This window comes from Neobacillus sp. PS3-40, from assembly GCF_030915485.1.
GTDB lineage: Bacteria > Bacillota > Bacilli > Bacillales > Cytobacillaceae > JAUZPL01.
Genome location: NZ_CP133266.1, coordinates 455,809 through 479,952 on the forward strand (window position 1 = coordinate 455,809; position 24,144 = coordinate 479,952).

The 24,144-nt window shown below is 34.9% G+C and carries 26 protein-coding genes; 5 read left to right on the forward strand and 21 right to left on the reverse strand.

Going from position 1 to position 24,144, the window contains the following annotated elements; translation table 11 throughout:
• Positions 1-31: 31 nt before the first annotated feature.
• The 4 genes from RCG20_RS02275 to RCG20_RS02290 are packed head-to-tail and all read right to left on the reverse strand — an operon-like array spanning position 32 to position 4,086.
• Positions 32-1,153: a GerAB/ArcD/ProY family transporter gene (locus RCG20_RS02275; RefSeq protein WP_308182613.1), complete on the reverse strand. Its 1,122-nt coding sequence runs from the start codon at positions 1,151-1,153 to the stop codon at positions 32-34.
• Between the two features lies 1 nt (position 1,154).
• Positions 1,155-1,370, reverse strand: coding sequence for a hypothetical protein (locus RCG20_RS02280; RefSeq protein ID WP_308182614.1), 216 nt, complete (start codon positions 1,368-1,370; stop codon positions 1,155-1,157).
• Between the two features lie 2 nt (positions 1,371-1,372).
• The gene (locus RCG20_RS02285; protein WP_308182615.1) at positions 1,373-2,521 is read right to left on the reverse strand and encodes a Ger(x)C family spore germination protein; all 1,149 of its coding nucleotides are present in this window, start codon (positions 2,519-2,521) and stop codon (positions 1,373-1,375) included.
• Positions 2,518-4,086: a spore germination protein gene (locus RCG20_RS02290; RefSeq protein WP_308182616.1), complete on the reverse strand. Its 1,569-nt coding sequence runs from the start codon at positions 4,084-4,086 to the stop codon at positions 2,518-2,520. The genes RCG20_RS02285 and RCG20_RS02290 overlap by 4 nt, the downstream gene beginning before the upstream one ends.
• 174 nt (positions 4,087-4,260) lie before the next feature.
• Here RCG20_RS02290 and RCG20_RS02295 point away from each other — a divergent pair, with 174 nt between their 5' ends.
• Positions 4,261-4,413: a hypothetical protein gene (locus RCG20_RS02295; protein WP_308182617.1), complete on the forward strand. Its 153-nt coding sequence runs from the start codon at positions 4,261-4,263 to the stop codon at positions 4,411-4,413.
• Positions 4,414-4,513: 100 nt separating this feature from the next.
• Here the strand turns inward: RCG20_RS02295 and RCG20_RS02300 are convergent, their stop codons facing one another.
• The 3 genes from RCG20_RS02300 to RCG20_RS02310 form a co-directional block, all read right to left on the reverse strand.
• Entirely contained in the window at positions 4,514-5,275 is a 762-nt protein-coding gene (locus RCG20_RS02300) for an exodeoxyribonuclease III (RefSeq protein WP_308182618.1), read from the reverse strand.
• 960 nt (positions 5,276-6,235) lie between these two features.
• Positions 6,236-7,021 carry a divergent polysaccharide deacetylase family protein gene (locus RCG20_RS02305; RefSeq protein ID WP_308182619.1) on the reverse strand — a complete coding sequence of 262 codons (786 nt, stop codon included), beginning with the start codon at positions 7,019-7,021 and terminating at the stop codon, positions 6,236-6,238.
• Between the two features lie 124 nt (positions 7,022-7,145).
• Complete coding sequence (locus RCG20_RS02310; protein ID WP_308182620.1) at positions 7,146-7,586, reverse strand: peptidylprolyl isomerase; 441 nt, start codon at positions 7,584-7,586, stop codon at positions 7,146-7,148.
• Between the two features lie 344 nt (positions 7,587-7,930).
• Between RCG20_RS02310 and shc the strand changes: the two genes are divergently transcribed.
• The gene (gene shc, locus RCG20_RS02315; RefSeq protein ID WP_308182621.1) at positions 7,931-9,811 is read left to right on the forward strand and encodes a squalene--hopene cyclase; all 1,881 of its coding nucleotides are present in this window, start codon (positions 7,931-7,933) and stop codon (positions 9,809-9,811) included.
• Between the two features lie 112 nt (positions 9,812-9,923).
• On the opposite strand, the gene mug is transcribed toward shc, so the two are convergent.
• The 8 genes from mug to RCG20_RS02355 form a co-directional block, all read right to left on the reverse strand.
• On the reverse strand, positions 9,924-10,457 hold the full coding sequence (gene mug / locus RCG20_RS02320) for a G/U mismatch-specific DNA glycosylase (RefSeq protein WP_308184270.1): 534 nt from the start codon (positions 10,455-10,457) through the stop codon (positions 9,924-9,926).
• Positions 10,458-10,617: 160 nt separating this feature from the next.
• On the reverse strand, positions 10,618-11,208 hold the full coding sequence (locus tag RCG20_RS02325; RefSeq protein ID WP_308182622.1) for a YitT family protein: 591 nt from the start codon (positions 11,206-11,208) through the stop codon (positions 10,618-10,620).
• A gap of 98 nt (positions 11,209-11,306) precedes the next feature.
• The gene (locus RCG20_RS02330) at positions 11,307-12,635 is read right to left on the reverse strand and encodes a Na+/H+ antiporter NhaC family protein (RefSeq protein ID WP_308182623.1); all 1,329 of its coding nucleotides are present in this window, start codon (positions 12,633-12,635) and stop codon (positions 11,307-11,309) included.
• Between the two features lie 112 nt (positions 12,636-12,747).
• On the reverse strand, positions 12,748-13,176 hold the full coding sequence (locus tag RCG20_RS02335) for a cell wall hydrolase (RefSeq protein ID WP_308182624.1): 429 nt from the start codon (positions 13,174-13,176) through the stop codon (positions 12,748-12,750).
• A gap of 132 nt (positions 13,177-13,308) precedes the next feature.
• Positions 13,309-14,706, reverse strand: coding sequence for a S1C family serine protease (locus RCG20_RS02340; RefSeq protein ID WP_308182625.1), 1,398 nt, complete (start codon positions 14,704-14,706; stop codon positions 13,309-13,311).
• 130 nt (positions 14,707-14,836) lie between these two features.
• Positions 14,837-16,252 (reverse strand): ATP-binding protein, encoded by a 1,416-nt coding sequence (locus RCG20_RS02345; RefSeq protein WP_308184271.1) that lies wholly within the window; start codon positions 16,250-16,252, stop codon positions 14,837-14,839.
• Positions 16,242-16,949, reverse strand: coding sequence for a winged helix-turn-helix domain-containing protein (locus RCG20_RS02350; RefSeq protein ID WP_308182626.1), 708 nt, complete (start codon positions 16,947-16,949; stop codon positions 16,242-16,244). The genes RCG20_RS02345 and RCG20_RS02350 overlap by 11 nt, the downstream gene beginning before the upstream one ends.
• 177 nt (positions 16,950-17,126) lie before the next feature.
• Positions 17,127-17,321 carry a hypothetical protein gene (locus RCG20_RS02355; protein ID WP_308182627.1) on the reverse strand — a complete coding sequence of 65 codons (195 nt, stop codon included), beginning with the start codon at positions 17,319-17,321 and terminating at the stop codon, positions 17,127-17,129.
• A gap of 156 nt (positions 17,322-17,477) precedes the next feature.
• Here RCG20_RS02355 and RCG20_RS02360 point away from each other — a divergent pair, with 156 nt between their 5' ends.
• The gene (locus RCG20_RS02360) at positions 17,478-18,362 is read left to right on the forward strand and encodes a VanW family protein (protein ID WP_308182628.1); all 885 of its coding nucleotides are present in this window, start codon (positions 17,478-17,480) and stop codon (positions 18,360-18,362) included.
• Between the two features lie 115 nt (positions 18,363-18,477).
• Here the strand turns inward: RCG20_RS02360 and RCG20_RS02365 are convergent, their stop codons facing one another.
• The 4 genes from RCG20_RS02365 to pssA form a co-directional block, all read right to left on the reverse strand.
• Positions 18,478-18,783: a hypothetical protein gene (locus RCG20_RS02365; RefSeq protein WP_308182629.1), complete on the reverse strand. Its 306-nt coding sequence runs from the start codon at positions 18,781-18,783 to the stop codon at positions 18,478-18,480.
• 102 nt (positions 18,784-18,885) lie between these two features.
• The gene (locus RCG20_RS02370) at positions 18,886-19,464 is read right to left on the reverse strand and encodes a YkoP family protein (protein ID WP_308182630.1); all 579 of its coding nucleotides are present in this window, start codon (positions 19,462-19,464) and stop codon (positions 18,886-18,888) included.
• A gap of 114 nt (positions 19,465-19,578) precedes the next feature.
• Positions 19,579-20,385 carry a metallophosphoesterase gene (locus tag RCG20_RS02375; RefSeq protein ID WP_308182631.1) on the reverse strand — a complete coding sequence of 269 codons (807 nt, stop codon included), beginning with the start codon at positions 20,383-20,385 and terminating at the stop codon, positions 19,579-19,581.
• A 146-nt stretch (positions 20,386-20,531) separates the two neighbouring features.
• Entirely contained in the window at positions 20,532-21,020 is a 489-nt protein-coding gene (gene pssA / locus RCG20_RS02380) for a CDP-diacylglycerol--serine O-phosphatidyltransferase (protein ID WP_374120524.1), read from the reverse strand.
• Positions 21,021-21,667: 647 nt separating this feature from the next.
• On the opposite strand from pssA, the gene RCG20_RS02385 reads away from it, so the two are divergent.
• Entirely contained in the window at positions 21,668-22,378 is a 711-nt protein-coding gene (locus RCG20_RS02385; RefSeq protein WP_308182633.1) for a class I SAM-dependent methyltransferase, read from the forward strand.
• Between the two features lie 106 nt (positions 22,379-22,484).
• Positions 22,485-22,736, forward strand: coding sequence for a sigma-G-dependent sporulation-specific acid-soluble spore protein CsgA (locus RCG20_RS02390; protein WP_308182634.1), 252 nt, complete (start codon positions 22,485-22,487; stop codon positions 22,734-22,736).
• A 212-nt stretch (positions 22,737-22,948) separates the two neighbouring features.
• On the opposite strand, the gene RCG20_RS02395 is transcribed toward RCG20_RS02390, so the two are convergent.
• Both RCG20_RS02395 and RCG20_RS02400 read right to left on the reverse strand, forming a co-directional pair.
• Positions 22,949-23,101 (reverse strand): hypothetical protein, encoded by a 153-nt coding sequence (locus tag RCG20_RS02395; protein WP_308182635.1) that lies wholly within the window; start codon positions 23,099-23,101, stop codon positions 22,949-22,951.
• Positions 23,102-23,194: 93 nt separating this feature from the next.
• A complete protein-coding gene (locus RCG20_RS02400) occupies positions 23,195-24,109 on the reverse strand; it encodes a YitT family protein (RefSeq protein WP_308182636.1) in 915 nt (304 codons plus the stop codon).
• Positions 24,110-24,144: the final 35 nt, after the last annotated feature.

Below are 24,144 nucleotides of genomic sequence, written 5' to 3' on the forward strand. Positions count from 1 at the left end.
AGCCGAACCGGCTTTTTTCTTTTTGGCTTTATTAGCTTTTATTGTTGACAAAGCTACTATCATCCAGGAGATTTTTCTTGTTTCTTCTTACTTTTATCTCTACTGTAACTAAAAGAATAATTGGGAAAATTACTTGAAAAGGAAATGCATAATAGGCATATATTTTGAAAGCCCAACTGGTCAATTGCATAATATTATCGGAAAAAATCACTGAAAAATAAAGCATTAAAAGCCCTGACTGAATAACAATCGACCGATAATCAGTTAGGTTGAATAGTTTAGCAATTCCTTTAGATAATACAAATAAACAGACACTCGATTTGATGAAAACCCCGAATACAAATATTACCGCAACGGATAATTCAATTCTTTGCAAAAAATCACCTAAACTTATCATACTAACAGCGACATGTGCAGGAAAATAATATTTTGTGTACGTTTCCCCCAACACAACAATATTTCGGATGGTAATGATGACAATTAAGCCTCCCCCAATAGCAGTTCCTAATAGGTAAACCTTATATGGTGACTTTTTTGTTTTCAATGAAAAAAAAACACCCATTAATAGAACGGTTTCTGCAAAAGGGAAAGAAAAGGTAGAGAACCCTGCCTTTATGACTGGAAGTAATCCATTTCCGAGTATTGGTTTAAGAAAATGAAAGTTCATTTTAGGTATCGCCATCAGTTGGACTGCTGTAATAATTATAAATAGTAATGGAAGCACAGCAGCACTAATTCTTCCCATCACCTCAACTCCTGACCTGACAGCCACAATACAAACAATCATCAAACAAAGCATTGAAACAAACATCGGTGTTTCTGGCATAGCAATAGTAGCAGTAAATTCACCAAAATCCCTAATGACCAAGGCTCCAAGATGAAAGGAATACCAAATGTAAAAAAGAGCGAATAGTTTTCCGATCACTTTTCCAAACGCCCACTCTAAAATATCATATAAGCCCATATCAGGTAGAAGTGAAAGCAATCTTGCATAAATAAGGATCATTGGGACTGCCATGAAAATCCCCAGAATGACGCTGATCCATGCATCATTTTTAGCTTCACCACCCACTCCAAGAATAAACGAGCTACCAATAATAAAAATGATCATAAGGAAAATAGCTTCTTTATCTGAAATGTGTTCCCTACGCATTTTAGACCCACTTTCCAAATACTAATGTAACGATATCCTTTATTGGTTCTGAAGGATTTGGAATCTTAATATCAAAACATTGGAGGATACCAATCGTAAATGAGCAAATCCCCAAAATCGTATTTACCCAAAAATCACGCCAATGTTTTTGTTTGTATAAGGGTATAAACTCATATAGGCCTAAAAAAGAATATCCGAATAATAGTAACGCAATCAATTTTAATCCCCCACTTCAATAGGTTGTGAAAACATTCCACTTCCTTTTATATCAACCTTAACTTTCACATTTACTTTTAACTCTTTAAATTTATCTTCCCAATTATTACCTATTCGATTCCATATACGTGGCTTTTCCTCACGTAATTTTTCCCCAAACCCAAAGATATCAACCCCATAATCGGATTGGACTTTTTTAATGCAATTCTCAACATATTTTTTTACCATTGCCTCCGTACTTCTCTTCAATTTCTCAAGCTGTGGTTCGGAAGTGAGATTTTCACTATTTCCAATTTCATCAATTGCTACAGTTGTATTAATAGTAACGTTAAATTCGATATCATGATTCGCTTTTACTACAGGCTCCATCTTTGTTTTACTTTTAAAAATTTCCAATGAAACAGGTGTGGATTTATTCCCCTGAACACCTTGTACAAGTAAACCACCCTTCACTTCATCCTTAACAAAAAGGACTGATTTGCTTTCCCGTCCATTTAAAAAACCTATTAGCTTTGCTTTCTTAAAAATAGCTAAACCCATAACTTGAGGGGTCGAATTATTTTCAGTTTGGTTTAAGCTTACTGTTGGGATTACGTTTACAATGCCCGGAGATTCTAAGTCATTGATAAACTGCCAAATTTCTGATGTAGGGGCTTTACTTAAAGATTTTTCGTTCTTTAAGGTATCAGCTAGTTCAAAAGATTTAATTTCATCTGTTACACCTGTCCCCTCCAATACTTCCCTTGCTGTTTTCTCCTTTGAAATAAGAAGATTAACATCTGACCTTGTTTCAGAGTCACGATTATACCAGTCCACTACCCTCAAAATTCCATTTTTTGCTATATCCTTACTGATTACAACTACTTTGGTATGACTCCAATACAGTTTTTTCCCTGATAACGAAATTGCATTCCTTACTGCATCAAAGATTGTTTTTCCTTCAATTGTGACGAGTTTTGAGGTTATTTTTGTATCTTTTCCACCACTAATTTGTATGATTTCAACTGTTACTCGAAATTGATTATTTTTACCTTTATCAATAGCAACCCCTGCAACGATAGCAAGTTTCTCAACTTCCCGATAATTCCAACAACCAGTTAGGATCGATAAATTAAGAATAAGAACAATAGTTAGTAGTAGGAACTTTTTCATTTGGGTTTACTTCCCACTGTTTTTTTCATTGATTGCCTCACTAAATTCCTTGCACCAATGATCTTAGGGCGTAATGTCATTGTCCACCATGGAGCTCGAATCCATATATCTTGTCCATTATGATTTTTTACAGAGGAAAGGCCTAACATATATGGTACGCCAAAAGAACGAACATTCATTAAATGCAAAGTGGCTATAATCATTCCTAATATATACCCGTAAATCCCCATAACAGAAGCAAGTAATAGGAAAAATAATCGCAAAACAATGATAGATCCCAAAGCAGTGGGACTTAACAATTTCATAATACCTGAAATGGCCGTTATGATAATGACGGGAGAACTGACTATTTTTGCTTCTACTATTGCCTGACCTAATACCAGGGTACCAACAATATTCACAGCCTGGCCTATCGGGGTAGGCATTCTAGTTGCAGCTTCCCTTATGACATCAAAAACTAATAGCATAAAAAATAAAGCTACAACACTTGGAAAGGGGACTCCCTGACGCGCTGATGCTATACTAATCAGTAGGGGCGTAGGTAGCATTTCCTGATGGTATGTCACAATAGCTAGGTATACAGCTGGTAAACCTGTTGCAACGAAAACCCCAACCATTCGAATCATTCTGTTAAAAGAAGAAAAAATAAAGTTATTATAATAGTCCTCGTCCGATTGGAAAGATTCAGCAAGTACGAATGGAACCGTTAAAACAAAGGGACTTCCATCTACAACGATTGCGATTCTTCCCTCAAGTAGTTTAGCAGCAATAACATCTGGTCTCTCACTATATCCAACTGTCTCATATGGTGAAAACGGGGCATCTCGTATAAGCTCTTGAATATAGCCCGAGTCAAGGATTGCATCAATTTTAATTGCATCTAACCGTTTTTCCAATTCAAGCAATATTTCTTCTACTGCCAACCCCTCTATATAACAAACACAAACCTTCGTGTGTGTTCTTTCACCCATTTCTCGAAATTTGAATTTTAATTCTGGAGTATTAATTTTCCTTCGTATTAAAGACAAACTTGTCATAAGAGACTCCGTAAATCCTTCCCGTGGTCCACGGACAACCTTTGCAGATTCAGGCTCCTCAATTGACCTTGTTGGCCAACCTCTTGTACTAATGATAAGAGCGTTGTCATAACCCTCTAATAATAAAATGGTATCTCCACTAATCACAGAATTTACAAGTTCGCTTAAATCGTTAACCAAATTCACATTATCAGAGACAATTATTTTATATTGTAATTCCTCCAATAATTTATGGGTGTAAATATCCTCCCTCAGGTTGTTTTGCAAAATAGGCTGAATAACATTTTCGTTAAGCATATCTGTATTAACCATTCCTGCAATATAAACGGCACAGCACTTTGCCTCTTTCAAATACTTATTCTGAAACCTTCTCACAACAAGTGTTTCATCATTATTAAATATTTTAGTAAACAATTCAATATTTGCTTCAAGGGATGTTACTAAACAATGGGCATCATTTTCAATGTTATTCTTACTTTGCTCCACTACATTCTTACTATGGCCCTTTAAATCCTTTTTGCGAAACATTGAATCTCACCCCTCATATGTTGGTGACTACTATTATTTCCATTTACACCCACTAATATTTTCTTTATTTTTTATTCCTTTAGATTTTGTTTCTAGATGCGTTCAAATAAGGGGAATTATTTTACTATTATTTGGAAACCTATGATATATGAAGGAAATAGGAGATGATTACCAATGGTATTGAATGATCAGCCATATCATAAAGAAAAGGAAGAAGCCTTTACTCCGCAAGATGATTGGGAATATACAAAATATGAAGGTAACGTCGGAAACGTCGAAGATGAACCTGAATTTGATTTATTTGGCACAGCTTTGAACGAAATTTAGTTGGGTAATTTTAGGCATAAAGAAAACTCCTTGTAAGTTACAAGGAGTTTTCTTATAAGGCAAGTATTAGACTGTTTGTAATCTTACCACTCAATTAGAATTAAGCGGAAAGGTCAATTTCTAGTAAAATTGGACAATGATCGCTGCCCATGACTTTAGAATAAATTCTGGCACCTTGCAAACGATCTCGCAATCTTTCAGAAGCGATAAAATAATCAATTCGCCACCCAATATTCCGTTCGCGAATCTTGCTCATATATGACCACCAAGTATATGCCCCTTCATCATCCGGATAAAAATGCCGATAACTATCGACAAAACCGCCTTCAAGTAGCGCCGTCATTTTTCCCCGTTCCTCATAGGTAAAACCAGAGTTATTTTGATTTGATTTAGGATTTTTTAGATCAATTTCATGATGAGCTACATTTAGATCTCCACATAGGATAACAGGCTTAACGTTATCTAATTCTTGAAGGTACGCACGGATTTCATCTTCCCAGTCTAATCGGAAGCCGAGCCTTGCCAAATCCCTTTGTGAATTAGGCGTATATACATTAACTAAATAAAAATCCGCAAACTCTAGCGTAATAATTCTTCCTTCTTGCTCCGAATCTTTTGCTCCAACACCATATTTAACTGAAATTGGTTCAAATTTTGAAAATATAGCTGTCCCGGAATATCCCTTTTTTTCAGCATAGTTCCAATATTGATGGTATCCTGCTAATTCAAGTTCAATTTGTCCTGCTTGTAATTTTGTCTCCTGGACACAGAAAAAATCTGCATCAACTTCTTTGAAAAAATCTAAAAATCCTTTTTTTACACAGGCCCTAAGTCCGTTTACATTCCAAGATATTAGTTTCATATTTTTAATCTTCTCCTTTTACAATCTCAGATAATATGCGTATTCCCTCTATTATTTCTTCTATATATTCACTATTCCAATTTTCAGATTGATCTTCTACCAAAATTGCTTGGATTTAAAACAGTGGTTGGAGATATTCTATCAATTTAAGACTATCATGAAAAATAATTTGTTTCACTATATAATTGGTTGGTATTAAAGAGTGGGATAATGAAGTTCTTCTATATTAAAGAGATTTGTTTATACGTCTTAATAGTTTTCTATCTGTCTCTTAATCTATGCAATTCGGAAGCACCAACCGCTTCCTAACCTGAAAGATATCCCCATTTTTGTTGCACTAATTAATCTTTTCAATTTTTTATAAAAGAAGGCTCTACCCTGAAATAACTGTGGATAACTGTTATTTCATTCATAGATGTGCCAAAAATTTTGCATAGATGTCTGTTAAAGGTAAATGGTGATATTTGATACCTGTCCGAATTCTTAATAGTCGGAAAAATTCCTCTTAAATAGTAAATTGGATTAAAAATAGATTAAATAGACGGAGAGTTTCCGCCTATTGACTCAAAAACTGCGAAAATGAGGGGCTTTGCATTGCGTAACCGGAAAACCTTCGCTTATACACCCCCGAAACGAGCTCCATTCTGCATTTAACCGAAAAATCTCCGTTTATTTTATTTTCGTTAGTTTCTCGGATTACTTGAGTAATGATTGCCGTTATTACTACTTTAAAAATGGCTCTGTTAAACAATAATGTCTGTTAACGCCACTCGAAATCACTTATATATCCCCTTATTTATATATTTATTTTAGAATAACAGTTCGTTTTATTCGAATATCAATATAAATATTTAATAGAGCCATTTCTAAAATAATTGATCTTATCTCCTGTTCCCTAATTATAATGAAAAACAATAATGAAGCTTAACAGAAAAAAAGAGCAATCACATATGCTCTTCTTTAAGGCAGAAAATTCTTTTCTGTTAATTCATTTGTTAAAAGATCTGAGACGGGTACAATTTTAATGTTTCTTTTTTTAAACAAATCCATTGACTGCCAGACTCCGGCTGAACAAGCTTCTCCCTTGATGCCCACATGACCGATGGCTAAACCTTGGCCTTTTAACTCAGTAACCTTTGCTAACTTTTCCATTTGTTTTCTAACATGGGATGTAGATAAAATATCATCTAGAAATACATCTCTTTTTATAAGTGGCACTCCCAACTTTTTCGTAATCTCTGGAAATTTTGAATCAGGACTCGTACCACTGTCGACAATAAATAGATTTTTTTCTTTTGCAACCTCTACAATCGCTTGAACTATATGTTCATCTGCTACTGCAAGGGAGCCCATATGATTATTTAATCCCTTGGCGTAAGGGACATCTTTAATCGCATCGTAAACACGTTGTTTTACTTCATTTGTGGAGAGGTCAATTGTTATGGGCTTTGAACCAAGCCAGGATCTTTTCCCTCTTATTGGCTGCATTGGTAAATGGATCATCACCTCAAAACCATTTTTATGAGCCCAGACTGCATGTTCCGTTGAATGATCTGTAAATGGCATAACTGCTACAGTAATTGGTATTTCCCCTTCTAAAAACTTTTCTGCCCCGACCGTACATCCCCCGAAATCATCAATGATAATGGCTGCTTTTAATTGTTTAGTTTCACCATGAGCATTTGTTCCAATTGCGAGAAATGCACATAAAAATGAAGGAATGAGCAAGTAAATAATCTTTTTCATAATAACCCCCAATTTGAACCATTTACAATAATTTACCCAATAAGAGCCATTACATCCCAACTATTAATAAGAGAAACTTTTTATAATGAAAAAAAGAGAGCCTAAGCCCTCTCTTTTATGTTACCTATTCTTCATCGAATATTTCCATTTTCTCCATAACATCACCGTTCCTCATTGCTTTAGCAGTTTCGAGGCCAGATGTTACTTTTCCAAAGACTGTATGAACACCATTCAAATGTGGTTGTGATTCATGAACAATGAAAAATTGGCTTCCACCTGTGTTTTTTCCAGCGTGGGCCATAGAAAGTGAACCCGGTTCATGTTTATGCGGATTGCCTTCTGTTTCACACTTAATTGTGTAGCCAGGACCACCAGTTCCTGTCCCCTGAGGGCACCCTCCTTGGCTTACAAAACCAGGAATTACACGATGGAAGGTTAATCCATTATAAAAGCCTTCCTTTGCTAATTTTTCAAAGTTTGCAACTGTTCCAGGTGCTTCATTTGGAAACAAGTCAAACTCAATCTTTTCACCATTTTTCATTAGTATGTAACCTTTTTTATTCATAAAAACTCTCCTTTTCTATAAAATCAATCTTTATAATATCATTTTTAGAAGAATAAAGAAAAGAGAGTGCTTACTTTATTTACATTCGTTACCGTAAAATCTTTTTTTCATCAATCCATCGGTTATTTCTCAAACGATATATTCAACCTAAAAAGATTTGTTTTATTAATAACAATGAATAATATACCTCAAATTTATTCCAAATTAACTTATTTACCCAAGTTACTACTATTTATTTTAATAATAATTGGATCAACTATTGATTCATACTACATACCTTTCTCCACGTATTCTCTAATCACCTCACGAATATGAATAATAATGAGAGGAGTGTGAATGGATACATGATTACAACTAATCAAGGCATGGATTTGCTTATAGAGCGATTAAAAAAAGATCAATCTCTTGATGGTTCGTGGAATTACCCATTTGAAACAGGACTCACAACCGATATATATATGATTGTTTTACTTCGAACTTTAGAAATCAATGATGAAAACTTAATCAAGGGTCTAGCCGAAAGGATTATCAGTAAGCAAGAAAAAAATGGTGCCTGGAAGCTTTTTCACGATGAAGGTGATGGAAATCTTTCTACTTCCACAGAAGCCTATTATGCCCTCGTATATTCAGGCTATTTCAAGAAAGAGGATCCACGATTACAAGCGGCACAAAAATTTATTAGTGCAAACGGTGGCATCGAAAAAACAAGCATTTTTACTAAAACAATGCTTTCGCTTACTGGTCAGTACAAACAACCTCTATTTATCCCAATTCCAATTGAATTAATTCTACTCCCCTTAACCTACCCAATCAACTTCTACCAATTTTCTGTTTACGGGCGCTCAAATCTTGCCCCAATTATGATTATTGCTGATAAGCAGTTTTCCAAGAAAACAGAGAAAAGTCCGGATCTTTCTGAATTATATACCCATCGAGAATATGGCCAAGATTCCTGGCAACGTTCTCCTGAAATGAAATCATTGCTTACGTATTTAAAAGACGGGGTGGAAAACTTAATTGGCACACCCGAAAGGCTTCATTTATTAGCAATCGACCGTGCCAAAAAATATATGCTTGATCACATTGAGCCTGATGGAACCCTTTATAGCTATTTTAGTTCTACTTTTCTAATGATCTTTGCATTGCTTGCACTCGGCCATGCTAAAAATGATCCAGTAATAACGAAAGCAGTAAATGGCTTAAAATCAATGAAAACGGAAATTAACGGGCGCCCTCATATTCAATATACAACGGCATCAGTTTGGAACACTTCACTTATCAGTTTTGTATTGCAGTTAGCAGGAGTTTCACAGCAAAGTTCAATGGTTGAAAAAGCAAACCATTATTTATTAGAACACCAACATCATAAATTTGGAGATTGGGTCATCCATAATCCAAATAGTAAACCAGGAGGTTGGGGCTTTTCTACTATAAATACCATCAATCCAGATGTGGATGATACAACAGCATCATTAAGGGCTATTGCTAGAGGGGTACGTACTAATCATACCTCCGGCAATGAGGCATGGGAGCGAGGAATCAAATGGTTACTCTCAATGCAAAATGATGATGGTGGTTGGGCTGGTTTTGAAAAAAACACAAATAATAAATTACTGAAAAGGCTACCCATCGAAAAGGGCGAATTTTTGTTGATCGACCCATCTTGTGCTGATATAACAGGAAGAACGCTTGAATTTTTCGGAAACTTTACGAATATCTCAAAAAATAATCAATCAATCAAGAACGGAATTGAATGGCTCTATAAAAATCAAGAAAAGGATGGCTCATGGTATGGAAGATGGGGAATTTGCTATATTTATGGAACATGGGGAGCTGTCACTGGACTTACCGCAACTGGGATATCACCTTCCCATCCATCGCTCCAAAGAGCAGTGACCTGGTTGAAAGGAATTCAAAATGAAGATGGTGGCTGGGGTGAATCCTGTCATAGCGATATTCAAAGAAAATATATCCCTTTACACACTAGTACATTAACACAAACATCGTGGGCGCTTGATGCTTTGATTGCCGCATCTCCAAAGCCAACAAAAGAAATCCAAAAAGGAATCTCTTATCTACTTGCATCATTAGAAAAAGATGATTGGACAACTGACTATCCAAAGGGGCAGGGAATGGCTGGCGGCTTTTATATTCATTATCATAGTTATCGCTATATTTTCCCTTTACTAACGCTTGCACAATATAAAAATAAATTTGAGAGGTAATAAAGAATAGCTATCTTCGCTTAGTATATTGCTTTCCGATAATGCCAACTTCACGTGGTTTCATAAACTTTTTCTATAATATAAACTGAATGATAAAAACCATCGAACATGTTTATTTTTCTCGATGGTTTTCTTTCACTTCTGAATTCATCAAATTAGCAAGTTGACGATATATTGTAATAATTTCTTCCATTTTCATTCTAACCAGACCACTTGATGATGGTGCAACAAAGTCAATTGTTCCAGGAATAACAGGGACAGTCTGCCGCCCCCAATGTATGACTTTTTTCTGGCTAAATTCTTTATAAACTCCCTTTCCTACATAGCAAATAACTTTCGGATTAAACTCCTCAATTTTATTTTTAAGGATAGATCTTCCTTCTAAATACTCTTCTTTGGTAATCTCATCTGCTGCTTTTGTTGGTCTAGATACAATATTAGTTATTCCATAACCTAATTTTAAAAGCTTGTGATCTTCGGAAGCTTGAAATTGAATGGGCGTCAAGCCTGCTTCAAATAAAATTTTCCAAAATCGATTATTCGGATTAGCAAAATGATGTCCTGTTTCACTAGAACGAATGCTCGGGTTAAATCCGACAAATAAAAGATTTAGATTCATTTTTAAATGGTCACGTACAGGTTTCATCATCTGTTTCATCATCTGTTTCCTCACTTCCCTTTCCAATAAATGTTATTATGAAATTTACTCCTAAGGAAAAGGGCGACTTTATTTATGATATTTTTTTCTCGATGGGATCAAAGGGATTCTAGCTAGGTCCTTGTTTTTGAAGTTGTATAATCTTTTTTTATTTCATATTTACAAATACATATATGTTTCTAAAGCTGGTCAATAAACTAGTAAGTAACCCTACAATCGAAACAATGAGGAGTGAATACAATAATTTGGGGTCATGGAGTAACAGCATGCCTGAAAAGATGATCAATGTATCAAATATAAAAATAATGATACCAACATTAAGTTTAGACCATTTTGACACAAGCAATGCCAATAGATCTAATCCACCCGGACTTATATGGTTTCTTAGCATCAATGCTACTCCGCTTCCTATGATCAACGCACCTAGTAGAACACTACTTAGCATTGGTAAATGAATCATTCCCTTTAAAGGAATTAATAATTCAATTGTAAAACCTGAAATTATCGCTCCGAGTAAACCATTAAAAAAATACAATCGATCATATTTATAAGCAAGTAAATAAATCGGCAAATTAAGAAAAATAAATGTCAGCCCCGGTTTAAACTCAAATATATAATTAAGCAAAAGACTAACTCCGAAAATTCCACCATTAATCAGATGAAGCGGAAGAATAAAACCGTTAATTCCAATTCCAATCAATGTGCTTCCAAAGCCAATTATGATAAATTTTTTTAACATTTTCCTCATCCTTGTCCTAACACTTTACCCTACTTATATGTTAGAAAATAATGATTCATGCCTAAATCCAAACTGGTGCCCCAAAAGAATCAACTTTTTTACATAACTGCTGATGGTGATTTTTTCACCACTCTCATTTGTTTGTAAAGTGATACGATCAATGTTATACATGGTAAAATCCATGGAAAAATAGCATAGGGCAAATAATTCAAAAGTGGCACGCCCACAATTGTACTACACATGATTGCAAATACACTCCAGGGGATAATACCCGGAAATAACATCGTTGTATCCCCCATAACTCTTGCCAGTTCTTCTTTGCCATACTTAGTCGACCAATGCGGAAGAAACGATCTACCTGTAAGGATTATCGGTAATGTTTGGTTAGCGGCAATCATACTAATTAACAGCGTCGCCACAAGTGTTTTAATCGTATCACTCAACAGTGATTGGGATGTTTGCAGCCATCGATCTAAATATGGTTTTATCACATTCATTTCCTCTAATAAACCATTATAGGCACCCGCTAATGCTAAAAATAGCAATAATTGGTACATGTGAATAAGACCGCCTCCAAGGCCTTCTATTCCCTGCCAAAAATCTCGGATCATTTTTACTATTAAAATTCCATCAAGACCTGCAATAACACATGCAGAAAGGATACTTGCGAGAAAGGCGGTAACAATACTAAATCGAAAAAGCACAAATAATATTAATAATAATGGCGGTAAAAATTTTACAATAGAAAGATCCTTCCATGCTACAGACTGTATATGGGATGAGATAGAACCAGAAATCACGATATCGGATATGCTATAGAAGAAAAGGGCTATAACTATTGCCACAATAGTCGTGAAAAACATCGCTTTCCCTTGCCTTTTAATTGGTAGCTCAACCGTATTCGCTAAAAGCTGATGTGAGCTTGAAAAAGGTGAGGTCCGATCCCCTACAAATGCCCCTGAAATAAGTGCACCTGCCACCATTTCAACAGGAAGATGTAGTACGATCGCTGTACTCATAATCGGAACTCCAATTGAACTCAACGTTCCAACTGATGTTCCTAGAATCATAGAAAAAATCATCGTTGCCAGAAACGATAATACAAGAAAGTGCTTTGGGGTAATCAAATCCAAAGCGATAGTCACCATTTGGCTGATAGTCCCAGATAAATACCAGGATGGAAGTAAAAAGCTGACAAGTAATAATATAATAAGCACTATTTTTGTTTTGTAAATTCCATTTTTACAAATATAAAAAAGATCTTTTACTCTGACTTGCTTTGAAAGACAAAATATCACTAGTACAAGAAATCCAGGTAGAAAACCAATGACAAGTGGGAAATGAAAGGTAACAGATAAAATAACTCCTGCCAATGTCATAATCATAAGAAAAAGCACTTGTGTGCCCGTAAAATGGATCGTATTCATTTCATCACCCTTAACTTTACTCTACATTTCTCATTATAATTGACGCCTTGTTTTTCGAAAAGGGTTACGCAAAAAAAGAAGCCGCATTTTTAGCGGCTCCAGTTGATTTTCCTCAAAATGTATTATAAACATTTAGGCATGTTTCAGCAGTAGGCTCATAAAAACAGTGTAGTTTGTAGCGAGCAACTAATGGTTGATTATACCATGTTTGTGGACAATCTCCCTCAGGTCTAAAATACCAAAGACTGAATTTCGCTGGCCAGTGTCTTTCACCATTTATTGCTTTACGAGCTAAACGTTTTTCCCTTTCTCTTGCTGGTTGATAAAAATATCCTTTTAAAGTTGCCTCAAATGCATGCGGTTGAAACACCATTTGCGGAATAGTTCTCAACCCTTTAAAATCTGAACAGTTTGCTCGAATCCGATTTATTCCAACATTCCCGACGAGCTGCATACCAAGTATGCCTTCTCCTTCAGCCTCAGCTCTAAGTAATCGTGCTAAAAGATTAATATCTGATTCCCTAGCCTTCACAACCCCCATTTGGTCACCTCCAATGTTGTTCACCAATATCATATTCTACTTGGTTAAAGTGTTGACCATTGATTTAAAAATGATTAGTTTTAATAGGGATATCGTGCCTATGATCAAGATAATTAGAACCTTTTACTCTAGTTAGCTATTATTGCTTAGTTTTACTTGTACAGAGATTTTCTTACCATTTCGGTATATTTCAAACTTTACTTTATCTCCAATGTTTACTTTGGTGTATAAATATTTCCGTAATTCATTTGCGTTTTCAATAGGGGTTCCGTTCATTGAAACAATCACATCTTTTTGTTGAAAGTGAGCCCGTCCTGCAGGTGAATTAGGATCGAGGTTCGTTACCATAACCCCTTTTACATTTGCAGGAAGGTCCTGCCAATACATTTGTGGGATTTCATTTAGATCAGATAAACCAACCCCTAGATACGGGCGATTTATTTTTCCATTCTTAATTAATTGGTTAACAATTGGCAGTAAATCATTACTTGGAATCGCAAATCCTAGCCCTTCCACACCACTTTCAGAAATCTTTAAACTATTAATTCCGATGACTTGCCCTTGTGGATTGATTAAAGCTCCCCCACTATTCCCAGGATTAATAGCTGCATCCGTTTGAATAACATTTGTTTCCCAATTACCGGCCGAGGTCGAAACTGAAATGGGGCGATTCGTCGCACTTACAATCCCTTGGGTAACTGTTCGCGATAGATCAAGTCCGAGTGGATTTCCGATCGCATATACGGGATCTCCCGGTCGAAGGATAGAAGAATCCCCAAAATCAACAGTATCATTTACATATTTCGCATCAATCTTAAGCACTGCAAGATCCGTTAATGCATCCGTTCCAACTATTTTTGCCGTTGTTTTTTCACCATTATACAAGGAAAGTTCGAGTTTAGTTGCTCCTTCAACAACATGATTATTCGTTACAATATATGCATAATCTTTATTTTTTTGAAAAATAACCCCTGAGCCAGAACCAGTTTCAACATTTTGTGTATTGCCGGAACCGTAAAAGTTTCCATTTTGCTGCTGTTGGTAATTGACAATCCCTACAATTGCTTTTGATACTTTTTCGACTGTATCAGCAATAGATGTTGTCCCGGCAGTTACTGTTCCTGACTGTGCCGATACCGTCTTTACTGTTGGAACTGAACTCGCCGTTTGTTCCGAATTAACAATTGCCTGATTTCCACCGGCAGTTAGGCTTTTTATGTAATCAGTGTGGGGTAGAATGGTCAATGTTAAAACGGAGCCAACAACTCCGGCCGCAATCGTTGAAACAACCCCCTTTAAGTAAGTCTGTCTACCAGCCTTTTTAAATTCCTCTCTTTTAACAGTATTGTTTCGTTCATTGTCATTTGTGCTATCTGTTGAATCTGTTTTTTCCGTTGTATCTGATGTCTCAAATGTACTTATTGTATCCGTTATATTGATGGCATCAGCTGTATCTGTTAGATCACCAGTATCCTTGGTATCTTCTTTATTTGGTTCATCTTCATACTGAAACTCTTTTACAAAATCCATTAGAAATCTCTCCTTTTGGTTTATTGATAGTTTTACTATATCTGGTATATATGAAGAAACTATTAACAAACTTTAAAGAGGCTTAGAACTTTTTTTAAAAAAATAAAGCTAAGGAAAGTTCCCTAAAGCTTTAGGATTCATACAATGGATGAAAACGGATCACAAATTTCGTCCCTTTTCCTTTTTCACTATATACGTTAATTTCACCGTTATGAAGAAGAACTAACTGTTTGACAATCGATAATCCTAATCCAAATTCACCATAAGGATTACTTGTTCGAGATATTTCCGCTTTATAAAAACGGCGCCAGATTTTCTCCACTTCGGCAGGATCAATCCCAATCCCCGTGTCTTCAATCTCAATAACTGTTTCACCTTTTTCGATTCTTCCACGTAGCCAAATTGTCCCGTTTTCAGTAAATTGAATACTATTTTTAGTTATATTGATCAATATTTGAATAAGTCGATCGTAGTCTGCATTGACAAAAACATCTTTTTCAACCTCTACCAAGATTTGATTCATTTTCTCTTCAGCTTGAAGAGACAATTGTTCCTGTATAATTTCCAGCAATTCTTCCAGCTGAATATCTTCTCTAAATAATTTGATTTGGTTTGAGCGAATTTTATCATAATCCAGGTTTTCATTTACAAGTCGTATTAGTCTTTTTGCTTCTTGACTAACCAAGTTTATGCCTTTTTCTTTATCTTCTTCTGGAATCATATCAGTTTTTAAGCCTTCGATCACACCGCTAATCGTGGTTAATGGGGTTCTCATTTCATGTGAAACATCAGCCATAAATTGCCTTCTTCTATTTTCAAGGCTATCAATTTCTTCCATAGCTGTATTTATCTTATCAACCATATGATTAAAGTCATTTGCCAATTCGCCAATTTCATCGAATGTGGAAGAAGGAACGTTTACTGTATAGTCACCCGTAGAAACAAGTGAAGTTGCTTCACGGAGCCGTTTAATTCGATTCACATGGATTCTTGATAATAACCAGCTCAGTAAAAAGGAAACCGTAAGTCCAATTAGAATAGTGAACAGTAAATATTTATTAATTTGGCTAATCATTTCACTAGTGCCACTAATTGGAGATGTTAACAGAATTCCACCAATAAATCTGCCATTATTGATATATGGCAAAACTACAAACGAAACACCTTCCTGTCCAAATCTTTTAAAATCTTGATTAACAATGACAGTCTGACCTTCTGTAATTTTTGTCCATTCAGAATCAGATAGCTTACAAGCTGGTCCCTGTTTTCCAACAGAATAAAGATTGGCATCCTTATCAAATATACTAAAACTTATTTTTCTCCCTGCTAAAACAGAGCTGTACTGATTTATAATTTGGTCAGTATGGGCAGGATTTGATTCAATATTTTTTAAAATGGCTTTTCCATAAGAAATTAATTCCTCTGCTTTGTTTTCATAAACTAAATTTTCAACATAATGGGCAAACAAGAAACTCAGCACCAAAAACGCCACCAAAATAACACTAATATGGCTAATAAATTGTTGATATATATATTTAAACTTCATCTGCTTTAATAGTCTCATCAAACTTATAGCCCACACCCCAAACAGTATGGAAGAATGGCTGAGTATCTGTTTCAATTTTTTTGCGGAGTCGTTTTATGTGAACATCAACGGTACGTTCATCACCATAAAACTGGTAGCCCCATACTCGTTCAAGCAATTGCTCTCTTGAAAAAACCTGTCTTGGATGTTGAACGAAATAATACAATAAATCAAATTCCTTTGGTGTCAAATTTGTAATCGATACTCCATCGATTAAAACTTCTCGTGTATTTTTATTGATTTTAATATGCTCTGATTGAACTACACCATCTTCATATGTGCCTGATGCTATGTTATTGTTAAATCGTCGGGTCACTGCTTTAATGCGTGCCATTAATGCAAGTGGCGAAAACGGTTTTGTCACGTAATCATCTGCTCCCATTTCTAGTCCCAGGACTTGATCTGATTCGCTATCCTTTGCAGTTAACATAATGATGGGTACCGTATTTTTCTCTTCACGAATTTTCCGGCATAATGTAACTCCATCCATTCCCGGTAGCATCCAATCAACTATAAGAGCATCCCACGTTTCCTGACTAAAACGGTTATATCCTTCTAGCCCATCATTAACAAACACACCTTCAATTCCTTCTTTTGCAAAAAACATTTCAATCATGGAGCAAACGCCTTTATTATCTTCAATCACTAATATTTTCATTTTTCCGTTCATCTCCTATTTCCAAATTACTTGTCTTTTAATTCAGTTTATACGAATTAACAAGCATATCAATATTCTGGAGCAATCTTCCCTACTAATTAATACTTTGTTCATAGTTCATTAATAATTAGAGACATATAGGAGGTATTATGTTTAAAAACCAATACATTTTGTTCTTTAAATCCTTTTATTCATTTTCACTTGTTTTTTCATTACTTCATATGATTTTTCAATGATATCTGTTAAAACATCACCTTTGTATATTCTTCCTAGTTTTAGATTCTCCTGATAATATGCCACGATTTCGTCTAGTTTTAAAGATGTTTCTTTAGTTATCCTTACATTTAACTGTATTCTCTCCAAATCAGTCAAGACAGACACCCCTATCAAAGTGATATATAAATGCTAGCATAATGATATATATATAATAGTAACACCTATCTGCTTGATATACAGCTTTTTTCACAACATTCCTTACATGAAATGGCAAATTCTGATCCATATTAATACGAGGAGGTATGTCAGCGTATGAATTTTTCTTGGATTTTACCTATTTTATTAATTTTTCAGCAAGTACATATCCCTGATAGCAGCTTATACCTTACAAAAGATGGTCAAACCATTTCTATGATCAATCGATCAGATTTTTCTACGGTCTTACCCGGACTTCCGATTATTGATCCAGAAAAGGTTAATCAATTCTTGGGTAAATTAGATAAACAAGTATATAAGGAGCCCCAAAATGCTGTAATTGATAAGCAAGGGAATATTTTAACTGAACAAGTTGGTTATGAATTATATCAAAAAGCCTTCATGGAACAGTTTTATAGTTATTATTTTAATAATGGCCCTGCGAAGTTTGAAATTCCTTTAATAGCAATCTATCCAAGGGTAGATAGTGAATTACTTGCAGATATTCGAAGTGAACGAATCGGTCGGTATGTAACAACTTTTAATGTTCGAAACAAAACGAGAGCAAACAATATTAAAATTGCGGTAAACGCCCTAAATAATACTGTCGTTTTTCCTGGTGAAACATTTTCTTTTAACAGGGTTGTAGGAAAAAGGACAGTTGAAAAAGGATATTTACGTGCTCCAGTTATTATTAGGGGTGAACTTTCTGAAGATATTGGAGGCGGGATTTGCCAAGTATCGTCAACCCTTTTTAATGCTGTTGACAATGCGGGGCTGCAGATCGTTCAACGGTTTTCTCACAGTAGAGAAGTTCCGTATATCCCCCATGGCCGTGATGCAACAGTCAGTTGGTATGGACCTGATTTTGTTTTTAAAAATAAATATAATCAACCGATTCTAATCCAAGCAAAAACCTTAGGGGGCAATTTAATTATCAAGGTATTTTCTTCGGAAGTAATTAACTATCGACCTCGAAAGGTTCCATTTCCTAACAGTTAATCTAAAGTCTTGGTTCACATGATGGAATAACCGAATAAAAACAAAATGACGTGTGCCAATTCACACGTCATTTCTACTGTCATTTTATTAGGTAAAAAAATCTGTTTCAAAAAAGCTATTTTTTATTAAATGGTGCTCGTGCTGCATTTGTTGCGTTTGTTGCTTTGTTAATAAATTCCTCAGAAAACTCTGTTAGGGCTGCATCATTCATTATGGGAATGTTTTTGTTGGCAGTTAAACTCTTAAACATATTCTGTAGAGGTTGCATCTTTGATTCCCTCATTTTTCCTTTTGTCATTCCCCACACTGCAGCAGTTGCCCCGAGGCTGATTATAGATGCCCATACAGCCCCCTTATTACTACGTTTCTTCGTAAACATTTTCATGTATGGCTGTTTTTTTAGTAGCGACATAATCTTCATATTTTGCACTCCTTCTTATACGGAATGGAGGGAAAACTTCAACCCTTCAATATAATTTTCCGCATTTCTAACCGGTATATGTCTGGTAAACAATTCTAATCTTTACAAGGGATCCTCCTTTATGTACTTGCTGTAAAGCTTTTCCTTCGACATTATTAAATAAGTGAGCTTGTGTTTCTTAAAGCTTTTGAATGTAGAGTTAGACAGTAGTGATATTGGAAGCTGACCCATTTTTTTAAACCATTTATAGAATGAATTGGTTGGGAAAAAACAATCAAATCCTAATAGTGCCCCTTTATTGATAGTAGTAATTCCGATCACCCCTTTGATTCTTCGTTCTTGTGGGTGGGCCTTCATATAAAATGCTAATGGCGTCATCGAATGGTAAACAGTATGATAAACTTTCCTTGCCCTACACACATCATTATTCAATTTAAGAAACTCCGTTAATAAACGTACATTATGCAAGTGTATTTTTAATAAAAGATCGTTCTTACAAATTCTTGTGCCATCAGAAAGAATCATTTCTTTTCCTTTGTATTTCGTAATTCTTACCCTGAATATTGATTTTGATTTTGATTTTGTTGCTTCCGAAGGTCTAACATAATTTAGCCTAGTACATAAATAAAACAATGGATCGCAAATTTTCCAAATCCATAAAATAGTAAGGCGAACATTCACTTGGATTCACTCCTTTTCCACCTTTACTATTAGGATGATAAATAAGTTCAAATTTTAAAATGGTAATGAAAGGAACATTCCTTTTAAATAAAAAAAAGCCGAGGAGTCTCGGCTTTACGAAATATGATGAAAGGTAATTTCCGGACGACTTCCAATTCGAATATTTACCCCGGTTTGCCCGAGCCCTTCGCTAATATAAAAAGGCTTTCCATCTTGATAGTGAAGACCTTTTATAATATTCATACGAACGAGCTTACCCATTTTTAGCAAGTGATAGGGCTTTGGCCAAAGGATTTGTCCCCCGTGAAAATGTCCTGATAAGAGATAATCGTATGGTAATGATTTCATTTCTAAAACGATGTTTGGATCATGGGTTAAAACAAGATTATAGCCATTAGGTAAATTTTGGTATGATTTTTGGAGATTGCTTTTCTTTGTATGATAATCATCAATCCCAATAATATTTAATACCCTTCCGTTATCATCTAGGGTAATATGCTGATTTTGTAAGGTAATACAACCATGTTTCTCTAAGGTTCTTTTTAAATAATCAAAATTTTCCCCTTTAAGATAGTAATCATGATTCCCAAAGACAGCAAATATTCCTAACCTTGGATTTAAATCCTTTAATTTATTTAAGTAAGGAATTAATTTTGGGATATTTTTTTTTCGTTCAAGATAATCACCTGTTAAAGCAATAAGGTCGATAGATTGATTTGAGACATTTTGAAAAAGTTCTTCTGGTGAGATTGAAATATTTTCAAGATGTATATCTGATAAATGAAGGATTTTTAATGGGCGGTTCCCTTTTGATACTGGAACGGTAATCGTTTTAACCATAACTTTTTTAGTATTTCGGTGTGCTTTTATAAAAATTGCCAAAAAAATTAGGATTATTGTTGTACAAATAATGTATGCCAAATGATCCCCTCCCCACAAAAGTATAGTAGGGTTAGGAGAATTGTTATAGTGGGAGTTAGTGGAAATCAAAATAATTCCTAGTTTTTACCATTTTTCCTTATTGAAACTCTCGAGATTACATAATATTATTATGATTAAGTTGTAATTTAAAACTTCTTCACTTTAATCGGGCTTACCATTAACCCTGCTAATAGGATCGTAATTAGTGGGTTGCTATAAAGAAATAATCCCATTCCTGCCATAATCAGTCCTGCTGCTGTTATCGGTATGCCCATAAAATAGCCAATGGTGGGTTTCACGCTGAATTTTGCAAGTCTTAATGCTCCCATTGTTGGATAAAGCATAAAAGCAATCGATGTAAAAAAGGATGGATCCGATAAAGAATGAAATAAAAGTGCAGGTGCCACTCCAAAACTAACGACATCAGCAAGCGAATCTAGCTCTACACCAAATTCACTATTTACCTTTAACTTCCTTGCAATTCGTCCATCAAATAAATCTAGAAAGGCTGATAAAAAAATGAAAAGCGCCGCCATCCTTAAGAATCCACTCATATTGAAGGTAATTGAAAATAGACCACATAATAAATTCCCGATGGTAAACCAGTTTGGAATCGTTTTTTTTGCTACATGAATTGACAAGGTAAAACCCCCTTCTCACTTAACCATTAAGCATTATCTTTTTCTATTTTTGCCTAATTATGCTTAATATAGATGTTCAACTTTCCTTATCTTCATGAAAAACCATCAGTTTCTAATTAATAAGATCATTTTTATCATTTTGGTACTGTTAAAGGTAATGTTGATATTTGATACCTGTCCGAATTCTTAATAGACGGAAGAATTCCTCTTACTTAGTAAAATGAATTAAAAAAAGCTTAAATAGACGGAGAGTTTCCGCCTATTGACTCAAAAACCGTGAAAATAGGGGATTTTGCATTACGTAACCGGAAAACCTCCGCTTATACACCCCGAAACGAGCTCCATTCTGCCTTTAACCGAAAAATTTCCGCTTATTTTATTTTCATTGGTTTCTCGGATTACTCGAGTAATAATTGCCGTTATTACTACTCTAAAAATGGCTCTGTTAAACAATAATGTCTATTAACGCCACTCGAAATCACTTATTTTCGCCCTTATTTATGTATTCGCGTTAGAATAACGGTTCGTTTTATTCAAATATCAACATAAATACTTATTATAGCCTTTTCCAAAATAAAGGATCTATGAACATTTGCCTACTCCCCAACATAATATGCAAAAAAAGGTTATAGGTGGTGTCTATGGGAATCTATTCGTATTTCGATTTTTTGGCTAAATTTGGAGTCGGCGGTGCTCACCCTGGTGGGATCCTGTTAACAAAAGAAGTACTTTCAAAAGAAAATATATCTAACAATTCATTTATACTTGATGCAGGTTGTGGTACTGGACAAACTGCAGCCTATTTATTTAATCAATTTAAGGCAAATGTTTGGGGCATCGAGATTAACCCAATCATGGTAAAAAAGGCAAAAAAAAGATTCTTTGAACAACAATTACCTATACAACTAGTTCAAGGATCAATTGAGGAAATCCCTTTTGAAAATAATTCCTTTGACCTTATTTTATCTGAGTCGGTGCTTGCTTTTGTGGATAAAAGAAAAGCGCTTCAAGAATTTTCAAGAGTATTAAAAAAAGGTGGGCGCCTTATTGCAAATGAGATGACCATTAACTTTCCCCTGGCTGTTGATGATGAAAATGAAATCAAACAATTTTATGATTTAGATTCCTTGCTACTCGAACAGGACTGGAGAAACCTATTAGAGGAGGCAGGATTTAAAAATATTCAAATAAACGATGGTAAGCCTGCATTATCGACTAGTAACACACTACCTGAATTCCACTTCTCAAAGAATGTGGAGCCAGAACTTTTTGACATTTTAAATCAACATGCTCAAATCATTATTAACTATCAAGATTCGCTAGGTTTTCGGATTATTACCTGTACAAAGTAAAATATGATGAATACATTTTGGTAAGTGCCTCCACTTTTTTGAGGGTATAATATTCATTACTTTTCAAAAAATAACCATGTTTATATGTTTAAGGGTGGTGAAAGTAATGGATCAAACACTTGGATATCTTCGGGAAACTTTATCAAATTATAATGATGAGCAATCTGAAGGACGGCATTTATACCGGAAATTGTCGGAAGGAAATTTTACAACAGAAGAATCCTTTGTAAGACATCTAAACAGTAGTGAAATCGACTTTTTAAATAGAATCCTTCCAAACGAAATTAATTATGCCAAGGAAGAACAGGATGAAAAAAGGGCCCATGAATTAAATGAAGTTTATGAACTCTTGTTTTAGAGATTTTGTTGCAATATAATTTCACTGAAAAACTCGTAGTTTCACAGTAAAATTCCAGTTAACCCAAAAAAGATGGTAGCGGTTTCTTGCTTCCATCTTTTTGAATTGAAATAGTCTATTTAAATATTTCCTAGGTAACCGCAAAGTGCGACAAAACATGATTTTTCAGGCATTACGTTTCCCCATCAAACGACAGGAGTTGAGCAAAAACACTATTTTCCTTCGTCAAATTTTTGATTATGTTTTTTATTTATTTCCGCATTATCTACAATTTCCTGCAACTCTCCTACGTCACCTTTTGCATTGATGATTTCAAAGATTTGATTTAATCCTTCACTTATTTCATCATCATCATCATTAATCATAAAATTCCCTCCATATTTTTTTTACAATTATTAGAATTTCCCGAAGGATAGAATTATATTAAAACATGAAGACATATCCCTTCATAAAGGTTCCTAGTGAATATCCTTTTTCTTAAATCGACCACCGCGCACCTCTGCAATATCCGCTACTGCTAAGAAAGCAGATGGATCACATTCAGTGACAATTTCCTTTAATTTGGCTTCCTCCAAACGATTGATCACACAAAAGATAACTTTCTTATCATCTCCTGAAAAGGCACCTTCCCCATTTATATAGGTAACCCCACGTCCAAGTCGACTCATAATAGAATCGCCAATTTGTTTGGAATTGTCACTAATTATCCATGCAGATTTCGACTCATCAAAGCCCGCTACAGTAATATCAATCGTTTTGAAAGCAACAAAATAGGCAATTAATGAATACATAGCGCGATCCCATGTGAAAACAAAACCAGCACTTCCAAGAATAAAAAGGTTAAAAATCATAATAATTTCACCAACAGAAAATGGTAACTTGTTATTAAAAAGAATAGCAAGAATCTCTGTTCCGTCTAATGAACCACCATAACGAATAACAATGCCCACTCCTATACCAAGGACAATTCCTCCAAAAACACTTGCTAGGAGAATATCCTGAGTAAAGGCTGGAACTGGATGGAGTAAACTGGTGACAATGGAGAGCACAATAATTCCATAAAGAGTGGATAATGCGAAGGTTTTTCCGATCTGTTTGTAGCCAATAAAAAAGAATGGGATATTAAGAAGAAAGATGAAGAATCCTAATTTCCAGCCAGTTATATAGGAGAGCATAATCGATATGCCTGTAATCCCTCCATCGATAACCTTATTAGGAACAAGGAAAATTTCAAGCCCCACTGCCATCAAAGTGGCACCAAGTGTTATTAATAATATTCTTTGAATAATTTTCCGTTTTGTCAGGCTACGGTGTTGAATTTTTTCAATCATTTGTTTCTGTTCTTCCAAGCTTTTCTCATCTGCTTCAATCATTTATCCTTCCCCTTTCAAATATGTTTCTACATCTA